The sequence below is a fragment of the Clostridium sp. UBA4395 genome (assembly GCF_002390995.1).
Classification (GTDB): domain Bacteria; phylum Bacillota; class Clostridia; order Clostridiales; family Clostridiaceae; genus Clostridium_J; species Clostridium_J sulfidigenes.
The window spans coordinates 1-18643 of the sequence record NZ_DGRF01000056.1; the positions used below are offsets into that span (position 1 = coordinate 1).

18 protein-coding genes and 1 riboswitch are annotated in these 18643 nt (G+C 30.3%); of the genes, 16 read left to right on the forward strand and 2 right to left on the reverse strand.

Annotated elements, in window-relative coordinates; genetic code table 11:
• Positions 1-361: 361 nt before the first annotated feature.
• Positions 362-545, forward strand: a riboswitch (cobalamin riboswitch).
• 238 nt (positions 546-783) lie between these two features.
• On the reverse strand, positions 784-1959 hold the full coding sequence (locus tag B2694_RS10560) for an aminotransferase class V-fold PLP-dependent enzyme (RefSeq protein ID WP_346885709.1): 1176 nt from the start codon (positions 1957-1959) through the stop codon (positions 784-786).
• 258 nt (positions 1960-2217) lie between these two features.
• Here B2694_RS10560 and yedE point away from each other — a divergent pair, with 258 nt between their 5' ends.
• From yedE to B2694_RS10630, 14 genes are all read left to right on the forward strand, one after another.
• On the forward strand, positions 2218-3315 hold the full coding sequence (yedE, locus tag B2694_RS10565) for a YedE family putative selenium transporter (RefSeq protein WP_035129665.1): 1098 nt from the start codon (positions 2218-2220) through the stop codon (positions 3313-3315).
• Complete coding sequence (locus B2694_RS10570; RefSeq protein WP_346885720.1) at positions 3299-3514, forward strand: sulfurtransferase TusA family protein; 216 nt, start codon at positions 3299-3301, stop codon at positions 3512-3514. The genes yedE and B2694_RS10570 overlap by 17 nt, the downstream gene beginning before the upstream one ends.
• Before the next feature lies 1 nt (position 3515).
• Positions 3516-3752, forward strand: a complete 237-nt coding sequence (locus B2694_RS10575) for a putative Se/S carrier-like protein (protein ID WP_035129663.1) — start codon at positions 3516-3518, stop codon at positions 3750-3752.
• A gap of 364 nt (positions 3753-4116) precedes the next feature.
• On the forward strand, positions 4117-4812 hold the full coding sequence (locus tag B2694_RS10580) for a response regulator transcription factor (RefSeq protein WP_346885710.1): 696 nt from the start codon (positions 4117-4119) through the stop codon (positions 4810-4812).
• Positions 4813-4900: 88 nt separating this feature from the next.
• Positions 4901-5824, forward strand: a complete 924-nt coding sequence (locus B2694_RS10585; RefSeq protein ID WP_346885711.1) for an ABC transporter ATP-binding protein — start codon at positions 4901-4903, stop codon at positions 5822-5824.
• Entirely contained in the window at positions 5817-6581 is a 765-nt protein-coding gene (locus tag B2694_RS10590) for an ABC transporter permease (protein WP_346885712.1), read from the forward strand. The genes B2694_RS10585 and B2694_RS10590 overlap by 8 nt, the downstream gene beginning before the upstream one ends.
• A 203-nt stretch (positions 6582-6784) precedes the next feature.
• On the forward strand, positions 6785-7684 hold the full coding sequence (locus B2694_RS10595; RefSeq protein WP_346885713.1) for a HAMP domain-containing sensor histidine kinase: 900 nt from the start codon (positions 6785-6787) through the stop codon (positions 7682-7684).
• Positions 7685-7926: 242 nt separating this feature from the next.
• Complete coding sequence (gene modA, locus B2694_RS10600; RefSeq protein ID WP_346885714.1) at positions 7927-8718, forward strand: molybdate ABC transporter substrate-binding protein; 792 nt, start codon at positions 7927-7929, stop codon at positions 8716-8718.
• Positions 8719-8851: 133 nt separating this feature from the next.
• The gene (gene modB / locus B2694_RS10605) at positions 8852-9517 is read left to right on the forward strand and encodes a molybdate ABC transporter permease subunit (protein ID WP_346885715.1); all 666 of its coding nucleotides are present in this window, start codon (positions 8852-8854) and stop codon (positions 9515-9517) included.
• Positions 9518-9590: 73 nt separating this feature from the next.
• Entirely contained in the window at positions 9591-10568 is a 978-nt protein-coding gene (locus B2694_RS10610; protein WP_346885716.1) for an NAD(P)/FAD-dependent oxidoreductase, read from the forward strand.
• A gap of 77 nt (positions 10569-10645) precedes the next feature.
• Complete coding sequence (gene queG / locus B2694_RS10615) at positions 10646-11635, forward strand: tRNA epoxyqueuosine(34) reductase QueG (protein ID WP_346885717.1); 990 nt, start codon at positions 10646-10648, stop codon at positions 11633-11635.
• A 35-nt stretch (positions 11636-11670) separates the two neighbouring features.
• Entirely contained in the window at positions 11671-12369 is a 699-nt protein-coding gene (locus tag B2694_RS10620) for a lysophospholipid acyltransferase family protein (RefSeq protein WP_035129646.1), read from the forward strand.
• A 185-nt stretch (positions 12370-12554) separates the two neighbouring features.
• On the forward strand, positions 12555-13748 hold the full coding sequence (locus B2694_RS10625) for a glycine C-acetyltransferase (RefSeq protein WP_035129643.1): 1194 nt from the start codon (positions 12555-12557) through the stop codon (positions 13746-13748).
• A gap of 107 nt (positions 13749-13855) precedes the next feature.
• A complete protein-coding gene (locus B2694_RS10630; RefSeq protein ID WP_346885718.1) occupies positions 13856-14809 on the forward strand; it encodes an L-threonine 3-dehydrogenase in 954 nt (317 codons plus the stop codon).
• Between the two features lie 94 nt (positions 14810-14903).
• On the opposite strand, the gene B2694_RS10635 is transcribed toward B2694_RS10630, so the two are convergent.
• The gene (locus B2694_RS10635; protein WP_346847061.1) at positions 14904-16307 is read right to left on the reverse strand and encodes an APC family permease; all 1404 of its coding nucleotides are present in this window, start codon (positions 16305-16307) and stop codon (positions 14904-14906) included.
• 259 nt (positions 16308-16566) lie between these two features.
• On the opposite strand from B2694_RS10635, the gene B2694_RS10640 reads away from it, so the two are divergent.
• Positions 16567-17064 (forward strand): LURP-one-related/scramblase family protein, encoded by a 498-nt coding sequence (locus tag B2694_RS10640; protein ID WP_346847062.1) that lies wholly within the window; start codon positions 16567-16569, stop codon positions 17062-17064.
• Positions 17065-17339: 275 nt separating this feature from the next.
• Entirely contained in the window at positions 17340-18143 is an 804-nt protein-coding gene (locus B2694_RS10645) for a GNAT family N-acetyltransferase (RefSeq protein ID WP_346885719.1), read from the forward strand.
• Positions 18144-18643: the final 500 nt, after the last annotated feature.

The following is an 18643-nucleotide window of genomic DNA, read 5'->3' on the forward strand; positions in this document are numbered from 1 at the left end:
GACTTCATATAGTTAGTCTCAAATTTATATTTTAAGATATATTTAAACAAGTGTATTATAAACTTAAAGTGTATAAACTTAAAGTTTAATTAAGTTAAGTTTATGTTAAATACAGTATATTGTAATATATTATTAAAGTCTTAAGGATATAACTTTTATGTATAGTTACTTATACTTTTATATTGAAAGAAATTAATAAGAATAATAAGTGTATTGTATAAGATACTAAATGAAAATCAAGGAAAATCCTTGATTTATATAGGTAAGAGTAGTATAATAATATTGTAGTTGATACACTATATTATATTAAAAAACAATATATAATATTAGCTTACCTAAGCTGATTAATAAAGAGAAAATTTAATATAAAAATAATAGAGGTACAAAGTTTAATACTTTGTTTAAAAGGGAAGTAAGTGAAAATCTTATACGGTCCCGCCGCTGTAATGGGGAGAAGCTTCTTAAAAGCGCCACTGACGAATGTTGGGAAGGCTGAAGCAACTATGAACCAAAGTCAGAAGACCTGCCTATATTAATACACTAGATACTCTACGGTAGATGGAGGGGTGTTATAAAAGAATGGACATATATTAAAGTATGGCATATACTCTAATGTAATTTTTCTGTGATTTTTATACCCCTTAACTGAAGAGTTAAGGGGTTTTGTTTGTTAAGTAAATATATAACTTTAAATCCCTAATAATTATTGCCCTATAAAAAATTTATATATAATAATTAAAGGTTTGAAGATATTGCATCTTTGAGCCTTTAATTATTATATTGTTAAAACCATAGAGTGTTATTATCTGATGAAGCAATTACTTCTTTAATAGCATTAACAGCATATAATACATCATCTTCAGTGTTAAAGGTTCCAAAGGCGAATCTTACTGTTCCGTTAGGGAAGGTGCCTAAGGTCTTATGAGCTGATGGTGCACAATGAAGCCCACATCTCACAGATATGCCGTATTTTTTAGATAGCATATGGGATATTTGACCATTATCACCCTTAGGAAAATCAATGGATACTACAGAAGTCCTATTTTCAGCAGAGGGTAGTCCCAGAACTTTAATTTCTTTTATATCCTTAATGTTATCTAAAAATAGTTTAGTTAATTTCGTTTCATGATCTTTTATATTACTAAGTCCTTTTTCCTTTAGATATTTTAAGGCTGCACTTAAGCCAAATATTCCAGGTATATTTGGAGTACCACCTTCAAATTTATCAGGCATGTAATCAGGTTGAATTTCATATTCAGAGAAGCTACCAGTACCACCTTCTATAAGAGGAGTAGTTAATTTAGCTAACTCATCTTTTATTAAAAATCCACCTATACCTTGAGGTCCAAGAAGTCCCTTATGACCGGTAAAACATAAAATATCGATATTCATTTTCTCCATATCTATTGGAATTGATCCAGCTGTTTGTGCTGTGTCTGCAATGAAGCAAATATTGTTTGCCTTGCAGAACCGTCCTATTTCTTCAAAGGGCATAATAGTTCCACATACATTAGAGCTATGAGTCATTACTACAGCTTTAGTATTAGGCTTAAGGTATTTATGTAAATCAGATGAATTTAACTGTCCTAGAGAATTACAAGGTACTACAGAGTGCTCTATACCTTTACTTTGTAAGGCGTTTAAAGGGCGAAGTACTGCATTATGTTCCATAGAAGAAGTAATCACATGGTCACCAGTCTTTAAAAATCCTTTTAAAATAACATTAAGACTATGAGTTATATTGCTAGTGAAAATTACATTTTCAGGTTTTGAAAAATTAAATAGTTCACAGAGTAGTTCTCTAGTTTCATAGACTATGTTTTCTGCATTAAAGGAACTATCATAACTACCCCTATTTACATTTCCACCTACATTAACAATATAATTTGTCATAGCTTCAGCTACAGCGTTAGGCTTAGGAAAGGATGTAGCACCATTATCTAAATATACTTTTCTCATAATTACCTCCTGAAATCTATATATCCTATATCTAATTAAAGCTTTAAAAAATTTTTTTCCTACATTATTATAGCATAGACAATTAAATATAAAGATTTTATATACTAGGGTTACATAAGTATTAAAAAAACAAATAGATTGCTCTTCATCTATTCGTAATAAAAATTTAATAAAAATATAAATATATGTTAAAATTTACTTTGGATGAAGTATTATCAAAATTTATTATATTTATTAAATATATGGGGGGAATAAACCATGAAAGAAAAAAGAGGCATAATTTTTGCTGGTGGAATCATTGGTCTATTATCTGTAGCTTTGGTGTATTTAGGGAATCCTAAAAACATGGGTGCTTGTATAGCATGTTTCTTAAGAGATATAGCAGGTGCTGTAGGACTACATAGAGCTGAAGTTGTACAGTATATAAGACCAGAAGTAATTGGTATAGTTTTAGGAGCATTTATAATTGCACTATTTACAAAGGAATTCAAAGTAAAGGGTGGTTCTTCACCATTCTTAAGATTTATTCTTGGTGCTATAGTTATGATTGGTGCTCTAGTATTCTTAGGATGTCCACTTAGAATGGTTCTTAGAATTGCTGGTGGAGACTTAAATGCTGTAGTAGGATTACTTGGATTTGCAGCAGGAATATTTGTTGGAATTCAATTTTTAAACAGAGGCTTTACTTTAAAGAGAAATTATAATTTAACTACAGCTGAAGGATATGCAATGCCAGTAATAGCAATAATGTTATTAGTATTATTAATATCTGCTCCAGCATTTATATTCTTTAGTGCAAAGGGTCCAGGTTCTATGCATGCACCTATATGGTTTGCTTTAGCAGCAGGACTTATTATAGGAATTGTAGCACAAAGAACAAGACTTTGCATGGTAGGTGGAATTAGGGATTTAATCATGTTTAAAGATAGTTATTTAATGTGGGGATTTATATCTATATTTGTAGTAACATTAATAGGAAACTTAGTTCTAGGAGATTTTAAACTAGGCTTTGTTGAACAACCTATAGCTCATAATGATGCACTATGGAACTTTATGGGTATGTTAGTTGCAGGTTGGGGTTCAGTACTTTTAGGAGGATGCCCATTAAGACAATTAATACTTGCTGGAGAAGGAAATGCAGATTCTGCAATCACAGTAATGGGAATGATTGTTGGAGCAGCTTTTGCACATAACTTCAAATTAGCATCTTCAGGAGAAGGTCCTACTGGCAATGGAAAAATTGCAATATTTATAGGAATAGCAATATTATTAGGGATTTCTTATTTCTGTATGAATAAATCATTTAACATAAGTAAGAGTAAAGCTGATAGCAAAGGTGGTGTTTCTATTGGTTAAGGTAGATGCAAGGGGAATGAGCTGTCCTCAACCGGTTTTAATGGCTAAAAAAGCATTAAGTGCAAACAAAGATGGATTTGAAATATTAGTTGATAATAATGTGGCTAAGGAAAATGTTTCAAGGTTTATTAAAAATTCAGGTTTAAATGCTGTAGTTACAGAAGTAGAAGAAGATTTTCTAATAAAGGCAGTTAAATAGAATGCAGTATATTGGAGTTTTTTTCACACATTCAGGGGCTATAAAATATCATAGATATTTAGATAGTCTTGAAATTACTAATGAAACTATGCCAGTTCCAAGGAGGCTTAGCTCTAACTGTGGAATTGGGGTTAAATTTATTACAGACAGAGATATAAACAATATGATAACTGAAGATATTGAAAAGATATTTAAGATTGAGGGTAATGAAAGCATTCTTGTATATGAATGTGAATAAATAGAAAGAATCTATCTGTAACAGGATAGGTTCTTTTTTACTCTGTTTATCCGATGACTACTAGCTCTAATACTCCCATCTTCTTCGAAGTGGGAGTAAAAGAGCTAGTACGTCCCTGGATAACGATTTCTAAAGCTTCAGAGAAGCTAAGAGCTCTGTTAATCCGATGACTACCAGCTCTAATACTCCCATCTTCTTCGAAGTGGGAGTAAAAGAGCTGGTACGTCCCTGGATAACGATTTCTAAGTATCAAATAAATTGACACTAAGAACTCTGTTTATATATAGTTAATTATATGATATAAAGTATATAGAGAATATATATGTAAGTTCCATTACGATACTAATAAAGAGGGGTGTTATATATGGAAGAAAGAATATCTATTTTAGTAGTAGAAGATGATGTAGATATAAATGGATTACTATGCAAAATTCTTAAAAATCAAAATTATGAAGTGAGTAGTGCATATTCAGGTAGTGAAGCTAGAATGTGTATTAACATGTATAATTATGATTTGATTCTTTTAGATTTAATGTTACCAGGATTAACTGGAGAAGAGTTGATAGGAGAAATCAGAAAATCAAAAACTATGCCAATTATTATTATCTCTGCGAAAACTGAGATTTCAGATAAGGTAAAGCTGTTGAAATTAGGAGCAGATGACTATATTACTAAACCATTTGAGATAAGTGAAGTTACTGCAAGAGTAGAAGCCCAACTAAGAAGATATATAAGATTTAGTAGTTCAGAGGATAAGGTGCAGGTCTTAGCTTATAAGAATTTAGAGCTGGATAAGGAAGCTATGAAGGTCACAGTGAATGGAAATGACCTTATACTAACGGTAAGAGAGTTTTCTATACTAGAGCTTTTACTAACTCATCCTAAAAAAGTATTTACTAGAGAAAACTTGTATAAGAATATATGGAATGAAGAGTTCTATGGAGAAGATAATACAGTAAATGTGCATATTAGTAATATTAGATCTAAGATATCAAAATTAGATAAGGATACAGAGTATATAAAAACTATTTGGGGTATAGGATTTACTATGGCTGAATAAACTTTATGATTTCTTTAACTTTTCTTAAGTGTTTATTGAGTTTTAAATTTTATAATAAAGACAATGAGAAAAGGGAAGGGTGAGATTTATGGAAGAAAGTATATTGATTACGAGAAATTTAGGTAAATCCTACGGAAAATTTGAGGCAGTAAAGGCCACTAATATAAATATAAAAAAAGGCTCAATATATGGATTGGTAGGAAAAAATGGTGCTGGTAAAACTACTTTATTAAGGATGATTGCAGGCCAAACTATGATAACTAGTGGTGAGATGCAATTATTCTCAGAAACTACGGAAAAGGGTTTAGAGATTTCAAGAAAAAGAATAGGAGCAATGATTGAAACTCCAAGTTTTTTCCCATATTTAACGGCGGAGGAAAATCTTGAGTATTATAGAGTTCAAAGAGGAATAGCTGGTTCAGAATGCATAAAACAATTACTTAAAGATGTAGGACTTGAAGATACTAAAAAGAAAAAATTTAAGAGTTTTTCTTTAGGCATGAAACAGAGATTAGGGTTAGCTCTCGCAATGATGAATAATCCGGACTTTTTAGTTTTAGATGAACCAATAAATGGACTTGATCCAATGGGGATTGTTGAAATTCGTAATCTTCTTTTAAAACTAAATGAAGAGAAGAATATTACCATAATAATTTCTAGTCATATACTAAGTGAATTAGCTAGTATAGCAACAGAATATGGCTTTATTGAGAGAGGACAGATGGTAGAACAGATTTCTGCAGAAGAACTTAAGGAGAAGTGTAAGGAATGTTTAGAGATATCAGTAGATAATGCTGAGAAGGCAGCAGTACTGTTAGAGGATAAACTAAATTGTCATGAATATGAGGTATTACCTAATAACATAATTCGAATTTATAAATTTAAAGATACACCTTCCATGGTAAGCAGTACAATTGTTAAAAATGGGGTAGAGTTAAATTCTATGAATATAAAGGGAACCAATTTAGAAGAATACTTTGTTTCATTAGTTGGAGGTGTTATCAATGCTTAATTATATAAAAAGTGAATTATATAGAACTACTCATCGTAAATATCCTTATGTTTTAGTTGGAACTTCTTCATTGATATGTATTCTAGTTAATGTATTAGCATTATGGTTTATGAAAGACCAAGCAGCAGTTAACAGAATAACAATGCCAGATATGCTAATGATTTCAACAGGTCTTTTTACATTGATTTATTATTCTGTAATTATGATTGTAGATATTGTATTTTCAGATGAACATAAGCATCAAACTTTAAAAAATACAGTATCCTTTGGGATTAATAGAACAAAAATATATTTAGGAAAATTTATTGTAGAAGTGATTGTAGCCACAGTATCTTTAATTATAGTTGCCACTGTGTTAATATTAAGTTCTTATATATGTCTTGGTTTAGGTGGAGCAACTATGGCAGAAATACTTGGTAATTTTGGGAATAAACTCATTGCTGTATTCCCACTTTGGTTAACAGGAATTGCTATTGCAAATTTACTTGCTTTTAATATTAAGAATAATAATATATTTGCCTTTGCTTATCTAGGGGTAGTAGCTATATTTCCAGGAATAATTAAGCTGCTAGGTTACTATAAACCTATATTTGCAAAAATACAATTATATTTAGTTTCTTACAACATTAAATTTATAGTAGGTCAAGACAGGGTTCTTTCTGAGGATATTACAAAAATTTATGTGCTAGGTATAGTATACATCACTTTAATAACGGTTATAGGAATTATTTCCTTTAGAAGAAGAGAGATAAAATAGAATTAATTATTTAAATTCACACATATATAAATTCATACCTATTTAAATATGAAACTATATGAATATAAACCTAGTTAAATATTAAAATAGGAATATAGTTAAATATTAAAATAGTTAACTATTTGTTCTGTTTATGGGGGTTTAAGAGGGTTTCGTTATTTGAAGAGATATATTTAGGGCGTAAGTCTTGGGAGGAGCATTAAATGATATATATAACTATTTTATTTGGTGGTATAGCAGCATTATTTATAGTGCTCTTTCTACTAAATCGCTATAATATAAACAATATAAATAAGGAATTGAAGAAGCTTAAAAATATAAAAACCAATGAACAATTAAAATTAGCAGCCCCTAATAAAAATATTGAAGAGATGATAGGTGAAATTAATTTTATATTAGAAAAAAGTCAAAATGATAGAATAGCTCATGAAAAGAGTGAAAGTGAATTAAGAAAGCAAATTGCTAATATATCTCATGATTTAAGAACTCCTCTTACATCTATTTTAGGCTATGTACAGCTAATTAGGGATGAGTCTACTAGTGAAGAAGAAAAACAGGAGTACTTAGATATTATAGAAAAACGCTCTAAGGTGCTGCAAAATCTTATTACTAGCTTTTATGATTTATCTAGATTAGAAGCCAATGAATATGACCTAGAATTTAAAAAGGTTAATGTTGAAAGTTTATTGCGTGAAATTGTAGCAGCTTTTTATAATGATTTTGTTGATAAAGACTTTGAAGTAGAAGTTGATCTACAAGAAAAATTACCAGCTATAATTGCCGATGAAAATGCTGTAATTAGAATTTTTACCAACATATTTCAAAACGCTTTAAAGCATGGCAATAAAACTATGACTATATGCCAAAGGCAAGTAGATGGAGTAATTATTTCTACTTTTAGTAATAGGGTAGAAAACTTTACACAGGAAGATTTGGAACATGTTTTTGATAGATTTTTTACTACAGACAGAATGAGGACAGGACAAAATACAGGTCTTGGATTAACTATTGTAAAGAAACTTACAGAAAGTATGGGACATGAGGTTTCTGCTAGTTTAGAGGATGAAGTCTTTACAATTCAGATTAGATTCAAATTAAAATAGTAGTATAAAATATATAAGTTTTAAATAAGAAAAGAACATTCAAGGCTGAGAAAACAGTTTTGTGAATGTTCTTTTTTTATGTATAATATATGACTTTAAACTCAATCCTAAAAATCAGCCTATTCTATATGAGCATAAAAAGAACATTTTTAATAATAGTAATAAAATGGTTAAAATGTATTTTAAAGCTACATGATAAGATGTATAATTAATACATAATTGTGGAAAAGGGTGGGATTTTTTTGAAGAGGTTAAGAAGTATAATAGTAATTACAGTTTTAGCTATGGCCTTTGTTGGATGTTCAAATGGACAAGCTACTAAAGAAGAAACTAATAATAGTAGAGAAAAAAAAGAAATAATAATTTCAGCAGCGGCAAGTCTTAAAGAATCTATGGAGGAAATTAAAAAGGTCTATGAAGAAAAAAACAATATAACTTTAACTTTTAACTTTGGGGCATCAGGAGCACTTCAAAAACAAATTGAGGAAGGGGCACCGGTAGATATATTTATGTCTGCAGGAGAAAAGCAATTTAAAGCTCTAGAGGATAAGAAACTTATAGAAAGTGGAAGTAAGAAAGACATAGTAGAAAATGAACTTGTTTTAATTATTAATAATGAATATAAAGATAAAATAAAAGAGCTAGATGATTTGGATAACCTAGATGGACATATAGCTTTAGGCGAGATAGGCTCTGTACCCGCAGGACAATATGCTCAGGAAGTTTTAATTCACTATAATAAGTGGGATGTCATAGAGAATAACATTGTTTTTGCCAAGGATGTTAAACAAGTTGTTAGTTATGTAGAAAGTGGTGAAGCAGCTTGTGGTATTGTTTATAAATCTGATACAGTTAATATAAAAAATTCTGTTGTGGTCACCACTTTCGATACATCAAGTCATAAAAAAATCATATACCCAGGAGGGGTAATAAAAACTTCTGAAGTTAAAGATGAGGCTAAAAGTTTTTTTGATTTCTTAGCTACTGGTGAAAGTAAGAAAATACTGGGAAAATATGGTTTTAAGGTTAATTAATCATGAAATAAGGATAATTTATAAGCTTCATAGGAAACAATTGCCTGAAGGAGGTTATAAATTATACATGTTATACAAAATAGAATTCCTATAGTATATATTCTAAACAATATAAGATGAGGATGATAAATATATGATGGAGTCCATATTAACACCAGTGATAATTTCGCTTAAAGTAGCTTTTGTTGCCACAGGGATAGTTATTATTTTTGGTATAGCATTAGCATGTATATTTTGTAGATATAGTTTTAAGGGGAAGTCAGTATTAGAAACAATAATACTATTGCCTATGTGTCTTCCGCCTACAGTAGTAGGGTATGGAATGTTAATAGTCATGGGTAGAAATGGTCCTTTAGGAAAGCTTACTGAAGCTGTATTTGGAGGTACTTTAGTATTTACGTGGCAAGGTGCTGCCATTGGAGCTGCAATTGTGGCATTGCCATTAATGTATGAAAGTGCTAAGGCTGGTTTTTTAAACGTAGATATTACATGTATAGAGGCAGCTAGAATATTTGGTGCCAGTGATAGTTATATATTTTTTCATATAGTATTACCTATGGCTTTTGATAGTATTATCAGTGGAGTTATTTTAGCATTCACTAGAGCTTTAGGTGAATTTGGAGCTAGTCTTATGGTTGCCGGTAATATACCGGGAAAAACTCAAACTATACCAATAGCAATATATTTTGCTATGGAAGGTGGAAATAGAACTCAGGGAAATGTGCTGGTAGCAATTGTGGTTATATTTAGTTTTATTATGGTATTTTGGTTGAATAGATGGAAGAAACTTAGAAAATAATGATAAATACTAAGAATAATAGTATAATAATCTAGGTAGATTTTATAGCGCTTTGGGAATAGGAGGGGATTTCATGGAAGCTTTTGACCTAATAGTTATAGGTGCAGGAGTAAGTGGAGTTATGGCTGCGGTAGAGGCCAAATCTAGAGGAGTAAATAGGGTTATTGTAATAGATAGGGATATAGAACCTGGTGGAGCTATGCTTTCATGTGTTCAGGCAGGTTTTTATTATAAGAGTATAAAAGAAAATTTAGCTGCCCCTGAATTAATATCAGGATTAGTAAAGGATGCTTTAAATTTAGGCGTAATTATTAAGTGCGATACTACAGTTTTGGAAATAAAAAAGAATAAAGAAGTTGTTATGGTAAATAGTAAGGAAGGAATAAAGACTATAAAAGCTAAGTCTATCATTTTTGCCATGGGCTCAAGGGAGAGACCCTTTGGTTATAAAAACATATTGGGTTATGGGTTGGCCGGAATTACCACAGCTTGCTCAACGCTAAAGTATATTAATAGAAAAGGTGTATTACCAGGAAAAAGATGCATTGTATTAGGCTCAGATGATATAGGAATACTTGCAGCGAGAACTTTAGTTTTAGAGGGAGCTAATGTAATAAGTATGATAGAAACCAGTGGAGCTATTAGAGCTGTAAGTAATAAAGCTAAGGAATATGTTGAAGACTTTAATATTCCGGTACTATTTAACCATAGAGTAGTAAAGATATATGGTACCCATAGAGTTACTGGTGTAGATATCGTACATCTAGATGAAGAATATAATGTTATTGAAGGAACTAGTAAATATGTGGATTGTGATACTTTAGTGCTATGCATGAACCTAAAACCAGATACTGCAATAGCAGAAAAAATGGGAATAGATATAGAGAAAGAAAAGGGTGGTATATTTATTTGGGATAAAATGGAAACCTCAATGAAAGGAATATTTGCTTGTGGTGCAGTGGTTGATGGGTATACTAATGTGGAGAAGGTTATGAATCAAGGAAAATTAGCAGCTAAGTATGCAGCAGAGTATTTGTGTGGAGTACAATAGAGCAAGGGTAAACTAATAATGAGCTCAGGATATGGATAGGATATATGTAAAAGAGAAAGTAGGAAATATATAAATCAATGGAAGAATATATAGATAAAAAACAGAAAATAATAAACTATGCAAAGAAACTTTCTTTAGATACTATTGGGTTTACAGAGTGTAGAAGATTTAATGAACTAGAAGAATTTTTCATAGATAGAAAAGAAAATAATCTTTTTAATGAGTTTGAAGAGGAAGATATAGAAAAAAAGATTAATCCAAAGCTCTTAATGGAAAATGGAGAAACTATTATATCAATAGCTTTTCCTTATTATCATGGTGATAAAGGAGAAGGAGATAAATTTTCTCTATATACAAGGGGACTAGATTATCACAGAGTAGTAGAAAAATATTTAAAGGAAATATGTGATTATATAGAATCCTTAGGAGGAGAGGCTAAATGGTTTGTAGATAGTAACCCATTACCAGAGAGATATATCGCAGCTATAAGTGGAGTTGGATTTATAGGGAAGAATAATACTCTTATTACGGAAAAGTATGGCTCCTATGTATTTTTAGGAGAAATAATAACAAATCTTAAGCTACAAGGGGATAAACCAAAAAAATATGGCTGTAAAGGGTGCAATTTATGTGTGGAAAAATGCCCAACAAATGTTATAATAGAAGATGTTAAAAAGTTTAATTCTTCACAATGTGTTTCTTATTTAACTCAAAAAAAGCACTTAAATCATGGGGAATTAAATATGGTTAAAGGCAAGATTTTTGGGTGTGACAATTGTCAAAAAGTATGTCCACATAATTTAAATGTGGAATTTTCACCTATTAAAGAATTTCTACCTAAGGAGTATATGGAAAAGGTTGATTTATTAGAGCTTATAAATCTTGATAATAAAAACTTTAAAGAAAAGTATATCATGCATTCTTGTGGATGGCGTGGAAAGAATTTATTAATAAGAAATGGGCTTATCAATTATTATTTGAGGTATAATGAAGATAGAGATAATATAGAAGAGAGTATTAACTCACCATACATAAAGGAGTATTATAACAGATTATTCAAGAAGTAGTATGGAGGTAAGTCTTAGGTATAAAGGAGATTTCTATGAAAAGAGATATATTAACAAAAATTTTAAATAAATTACCAGAGAGTCTTTCTGGAAAATTAGCAAGAAGTTATGTAAAGACATCAATAAAAAAGTATGCTAATATGAAAGTTGAAGGCTACGAAAAGATTAAAGGTATAAAGGGCCCAATAATATTTATATGTAACCACTTAAGTAATGCTGATGGACTAATACTTAACGAACTATTAAAAGACTTTGACCCCACATTCATTGCGGGAGTAAAGCTTTCCAATAACGATTTTACTAAGAATGGATTTAAGTTTATAAAGACCATAGCAATTAAACCTAATTCTGCAGATAAGGATGCTATTAGTAAAATTGTAAAGAAACTTAGAGCTGGAGAAAATATTATGATATTTCCAGAGGGAACAAGAAGTAGAAGTGGTTCAATGATAGAAGGTAAGAAGGGATTTCTTCTAATGGCTAAGCTATCTAAAGCTAAGATAATTCCAATTGGTTTAGCGGGCACAGAAGAATTTTTACCTATAAATGATGGTGATATGGGGGAAGAAAACTTCCAAACAGCTCAAGTTACTGTAAGGTTTGGAGAACCTATATATTTACCTGAAAAACTTAAAGAAGAAGATAAGAATGAATATAATGAAAGAGCTATGTTGGAAGTTATGAAATCTATAGCTGCTCTTTTACCAGAAAAATATAGAGGTGTATATAAATAAGGATTCATTGAAAAACTTATAGTAGATGATATTCTAATTATGTAAAGGGAAAGTATAAGTAGCTGATTTATAAAGGTAAGTGTTAAAAAATATTATTATGGAGTATAAATATACTTATATGTGTTATTAATATATTAGCATGTATAGTAAATTTTATTTAATATAATTTAAATGGAGGTAATCAAATGGGAAGCAAATCTTTAAACAATTTCCTTAAAACTAATTTAGAGGACCTTAAAAGTAAAGGGCTTTATAATGAAATTAATGTTATTACAGGACAAAATGGACCTGTGATAGAAATAGAAGGAAAGAAGCTAATAAACCTATCTTCAAACAACTATCTAGGACTTGCCACTAACAAGAGAATGATTGATGCTTCAATCAAAGCTACAGAAAAGTACGGTGTAGGTGCTGGTGCTGTTAGAACAATAAATGGAACATTAGACATACATATAGAATTAGAGAAGAAGTTAGCAGCATTTAAGCATACTGAAGCTGCAATAGCTTTCCAATCAGGATTTAACTGTAATATGGCAGCAATATCTGCTGTAATGAACAAAAAAGATGCAATACTTTCAGATGCACTAAATCATGCGTCAATTATAGATGGATGTAGATTATCAGGAGCTAAAATCATAAGAGTTGAACACTCTGATATGGATGATTTAAGAGCAAAGGCTAAAGAAGCAAAAGAATCAGGATTATATGAAAAAATAATGGTAATCACTGATGGTGTATTCTCAATGGATGGAGATGTTGCAAAACTTCCTGAAATTGTTGAGATTGCAGAAGAGTTTGATTTAATTACTTATGTTGATGATGCTCACGGTTCTGGGGTACTAGGAAAAGGTGCTGGAACAGTTCACCACTTTGGATTATCAGACAAAATAGATTTCCAAATTGGAACACTTTCTAAAGCTATCGGTGTAGTTGGAGGATATGTAGCAGGATCTAAAGACCTTATCGACTGGTTAAAAGTTAGAGGTAGACCATTCCTATTCTCTACATCATTAACTCCAGCAGCAGCAGGAGCTTGTATAGAGGCTGTAAATATATTAACTGAAAGTACGGAACTTCATGATAGATTATGGGAAAATGGAAATTACCTTAAAAAGGGATTAAAAGAATTAGGATTTGATATTGGACATAGTGAAACACCTATAACTCCATGCATAATTGGAGAGGCTGCTGAGGCTCAAGAATTCAGTAGAAGATTATATGAAGAGGGCGTATATGCTAAATCAATAGTATTCCCAACAGTACCACTGGGAACAGCTAGAGTAAGAAACATGCCATCAGCTGCTCACACAAAAGAATTGTTAGATGAAGCTATTGCTAAATATGCAAAAGTAGGAAGAGAAATGGGCTTAATAAAATAATATTTGTATTAAAAGTAGAGGAGGAATATCCTCCTCTAAAGGTTATAGATTTTAACTAAAAAAACATTTAAATAAAATTTAAATAACATTAGATAGGGAGAATCAATATGAAAAGAATATTAGTTAGCGGATGCTTAGGTCAAATTGGTACGGAATTAGTAACGAAATTAAGAGAAGTTTACGGAGTAGATAATGTAGTAGCTACAGATGTAAGAAAACCAGAAGGAAATCCAATCGTTGAAGGTGGAATTTTTGAAACTTTAGACGTAACAAACTATGACGAATTCTTATCAATAGCTAAAAAACATGAAGTAGATACTATTATTCATCTTGCAGCACTTTTATCAGCAGTTGCAGAAGCAAAACCACAACTTGCATGGACTATTAACATGGGTGGTCTTGTAAACGCTTTAGAAGTTGCTAGAGAATTAAATTGTAAATTCTTTACTCCAAGTTCAATAGGAGCATTTGGACCATCTACACCTAAGGTAAATACTCCACAAGATACTATTCAAAGACCAAACACTATGTATGGTGTAACTAAGGTTTCTGGAGAGTTATTATGTGATTACTACCACTCTAAGTATGGTGTAGATACAAGAGGAGTAAGATTCCCAGGACTTATTTCTTATGTAGCATTACCAGGCGGTGGAACTACAGATTATGCAGTTGATATTTACTATGAAGCATTAAAAACTGGTAAGTATACTTCTTTCATAGGTAAAGGAACTTACATGGATATGATGTATATGCCAGATGCTATAAATGCAATAATCACTTTAATGGAAGCTGATCCAAGTAAATTAAAGCACAGAAATGCATTTAATATAACTGCAATGAGCTTTGAACCAGAGCAAATAGCTGCAGAAATTAGAAAGCATATTCCAGAATTTGAAATGTCTTATGATGTAGACCCAGTAAGACAAGGAATTGCAAACACTTGGCCAGATTCAATAGACCCATCTGCTGCTAAAGAAGAGTGGGGCTTTAAAGCTGAATATGATTTAGCTAAGATGACAACAGATATGCTTGAAAAATTAAAAGCTAAAGACATAAAATAAAGGTAAAAATAAAGGACTGAATAAAGATAAAATATCTTTATTCAGTCCTATTTATATATTTATTTTTAAAAGCTTGTACTATTTAACTATAAAATTAATGATTAGTTTTCTTCGCAATATAAGGAAGAATTAATCCTAAACCTATTAAGAAGAATGGTGTGGCAATATTAAGTACTAATTGGAATGGATCTGTAGAGTATATACCACCAATACATGCGAAAGCGGTAAATGCAAAACACCATGCTCCGATAATAATACCTAGTGTTTTATTTTTCACAAATTTGTATTCAGGATTGAATTTTTCTCCTGCCTTCTTTAAAGCTATATATGCAACAAATACCCATAAGTAACGTAGAGGCATACATATAGCATTTAGTTTTACTAACCATTTTACTAATTCATCTACACTTCCTATACCAAAAGCAGGTAGAATTATTAAAATTGAAACAATAACTAATATAAGTTTATGTCCGTTTGTATAAGCACCATATTTGTTTTGTACAAACAATTTTTCAGGTATGAACTCTCTATCAGCACTATTAAGTAACATACGTAAAGGTGCATCAATTGATATTATAAGTACTGCAAATTGTCCAATAAGATTTGTAATAGCATAAATAATTACGAAAGTATTTCCTATATGATAGTATTCACCTAACTTCTGGAAAGCATAATATGCACCATTAGTCATTAAGTCTTTAGGAACATTATTTGAATCAAACATCATACCTAATGATATAGTTCCTAAAATTGCACATACTGCAACCATAATTGCTAATGCAATCATACCTTTTGAAAAACCAGTTTCAGGGTCTTTAACTTGGTTAACATAAGGTGATATTTTTTCACATCCACCAACAGCAAAGACTAAGATTGATAAGCTAGTAAAGAATTTAACATCAAATGTAGGCATAAAAGTTTTAAATGACCAATCTATAGCATTTAGATTAGCATCTGTAATTGCTGGAGCTGCTAACATTAAGATGATAAATAGAATAGACATTACAAACATAGATGTTCCTGCAAAGGTAGCTATCTTTTTTAATGGATTTAATCCCTTTGATGCAATATATAATGCAATTAAAAATACTACTAAGCAAGATAATTGTAATAGAGTTGTATTCATACTACTGATTCGTTTATCTTGGAAAATTGCCCAGCTAGCTGAAATCATAAAACCAGATGGTTTTTGTGAAATATAAGGCATATGAACTACCCAGTATGTCCATCCAGCATAGTATGCAATTCTTGGTCCTATGGTTTCATGAATCCAAGAACTAACTCCACCACCAGAGTTTTTAAATGCAGAGCCTAGTTCACCTACCATAAGTGCATAAGGTACAAAATAAATAGTAAAAATTAATACCCAAGATACAATTGCTTTAAGTCCATTGTACTCAGAGAAGCCGTTAATAACATTACCAAAACCCCATACTGTTGAGAATGCCATAAAAGCTAAGGTGTACCAAAGAATTTGTTTATCCTTTTTTTCAGACATAAATTTCCCTCCTATATTAAATTACGATATTATTATATCATGGGAAACATTTTTTTTACATTTAAAATAAAATATTTTCTTATTAATCGAATTATTTTTAAAATATTATAGAAATTATTAAATATTATTGAACATTTATCTATAAATATAATCTAAATAATTTTATTAGTAATAACATATTAAAATAATTGGATATATAATTACATAAATTTGTATTAATGTTCTAAAATTTATGAGATAATATTAATAATGAGTATATATGACGGAGGAAGCTATGAAATTATATATTAAGCAAAAAGTATTTTCATTTACTGATAGATTTATAGTTAAAGATGAGAAAGAGGAAGATAAATATTTCGTTGAAGGTGAAATGTTTTCCATGGGGCATAAACTTCATATTTATGATATAAGTCATAAGGAAGTGGGTTATATAAGGCAGAAACTCTTTACCTTTATGCCTAAGTTTGAAATTATCATAAATGGCATGGTAATTGGAGATTTGATAAAAAAATTTACTTTTATTAATCAAAATTATTATCTAGATGGAACTGACTTAAGGTTAACAGGTGATTTTTGGGCCCATGATTATACATTATATCAAGGTGAATATGCTGTTATGACGGTGAGCAAGGAATGGTTTACTTGGGGAGATAGCTATGTACTAAATATATCTGATCAGGTTGATGAAATATTATGCTTAGCTATAGTTTTAGCTATAGACTGTGAAATGTGTACTGCTAATAATAGGGGTAACTAAGTTTAAAATTAGATAGTAAATTAGTAACCTAAAAAATTACTAGGGGGGAATTATTATTGCAATAAAAAAGACAAGCTACTAAGTAAAGAAAATAACTGGGGTAAATAAAGTAAAAAAGGGGGGAATTTAGTGGTACCATTAACAGGTACTTACTAGGTAAAAATGAGTAAAATTATTAAAGAAAGATTATTTATGCGGCATATAAGCAGTAGCATGAAAGAAGGTATTTTAATAAGGGCACAGGGGTTTAATTTATTGGAGATTATGGGAAACATATGAAAACAAATATAAGCTTCGAATTAACTAATTGTGATGATATAAGTAAGTTTTTAAAAGATTATATAAAAACCCTGTCTTCACCCTTCGATTCATATTTAGAGGACCATATAATTAAATCTAAGTTTTATAGAATAGTTATGAATTCAAAGTATATAGGATATTTTGCTATATATGATGATGAATTATTAACACTGTTTTATATCAAGTGTAAATATATAAAATACGCTCAAAAGTATTTTAATGCTATATTAAAAAAGTTTAAACCAAAATCAGCATATGTATTTACAGGAGACGAGTTATATTTAAGTTGTATATGTGATATAGAAAATAAAGAAGTGAAAAATCAAGCTTATTTTTTCCAGGATCATAAAGGTAGTCCAGAGAAAATAAGGTATTATAACAATGGTAAGCTAAGAAAAGCAGAGGATAAAGATATTGATGTGATAAAGGAATTCAGTGGTGACTTCTTTGAAGACGTATACAAACAGGTTAAAGATGGAGAATTATATATTTTTGAAGAGGGTACTAACGTGATAGGTTTTGGTATACAAGAAAAAGGAAGGATACTAAAAGGATATACTAGTATAGGTATGTTTACTAGAGAAGAATATAGACAAAAGGGTATTGGAAGAACTATTATAGCAGAGCTAAAGAAACTTTGCTATAAGCAGGGAGAAATTCCAATTTGCGGATGTTGGTACTATAATACAAATTCTAAAAAAACTTTAGAAAGTAGTGGATTTGTAAGCAAGACCAGACTTTTAAGAGTGGAATTTAAAGATAACAAGGGAGGGAGTTAGTCTATTTCAAAGATTTTGAGGGGAATTAATTAGAAGCAGCATGGTCTATTTGGGATTGAAAATAAATATATTGACAAGCAATAAAAATAAAACTTATAATGTAAATATAAGTAATAAGAAAGGTGGGAATACGTTGTTTATGAACGGAGATTTTTATAAAAATAATATAAAATTAAATAGAATATATAATAACGCCCTACCTGAAATTATAGGTTTTTAAAGTTAAATTTAAAGTATTAATTTGTAATTAAGTCCTAGGGGTATTCCTAGGGCTTTTTATATCTAAATATTTTAAATAGCATAGTGAACTTAAAAGTAATATTTAAGTTAAGACTATATTTAAAGCAAATATGTGCTAGTTAGCCATATCCTATCATCTACGGTGAAGGATATGGCCATTTTTGTTTTAAGTTGCATGAATGGAGATGGTATTATGAAAAATATAGGAAACGATAAAATAGGTATATTAATTGAAGTATTGATTCTGTTAAGCTGATATG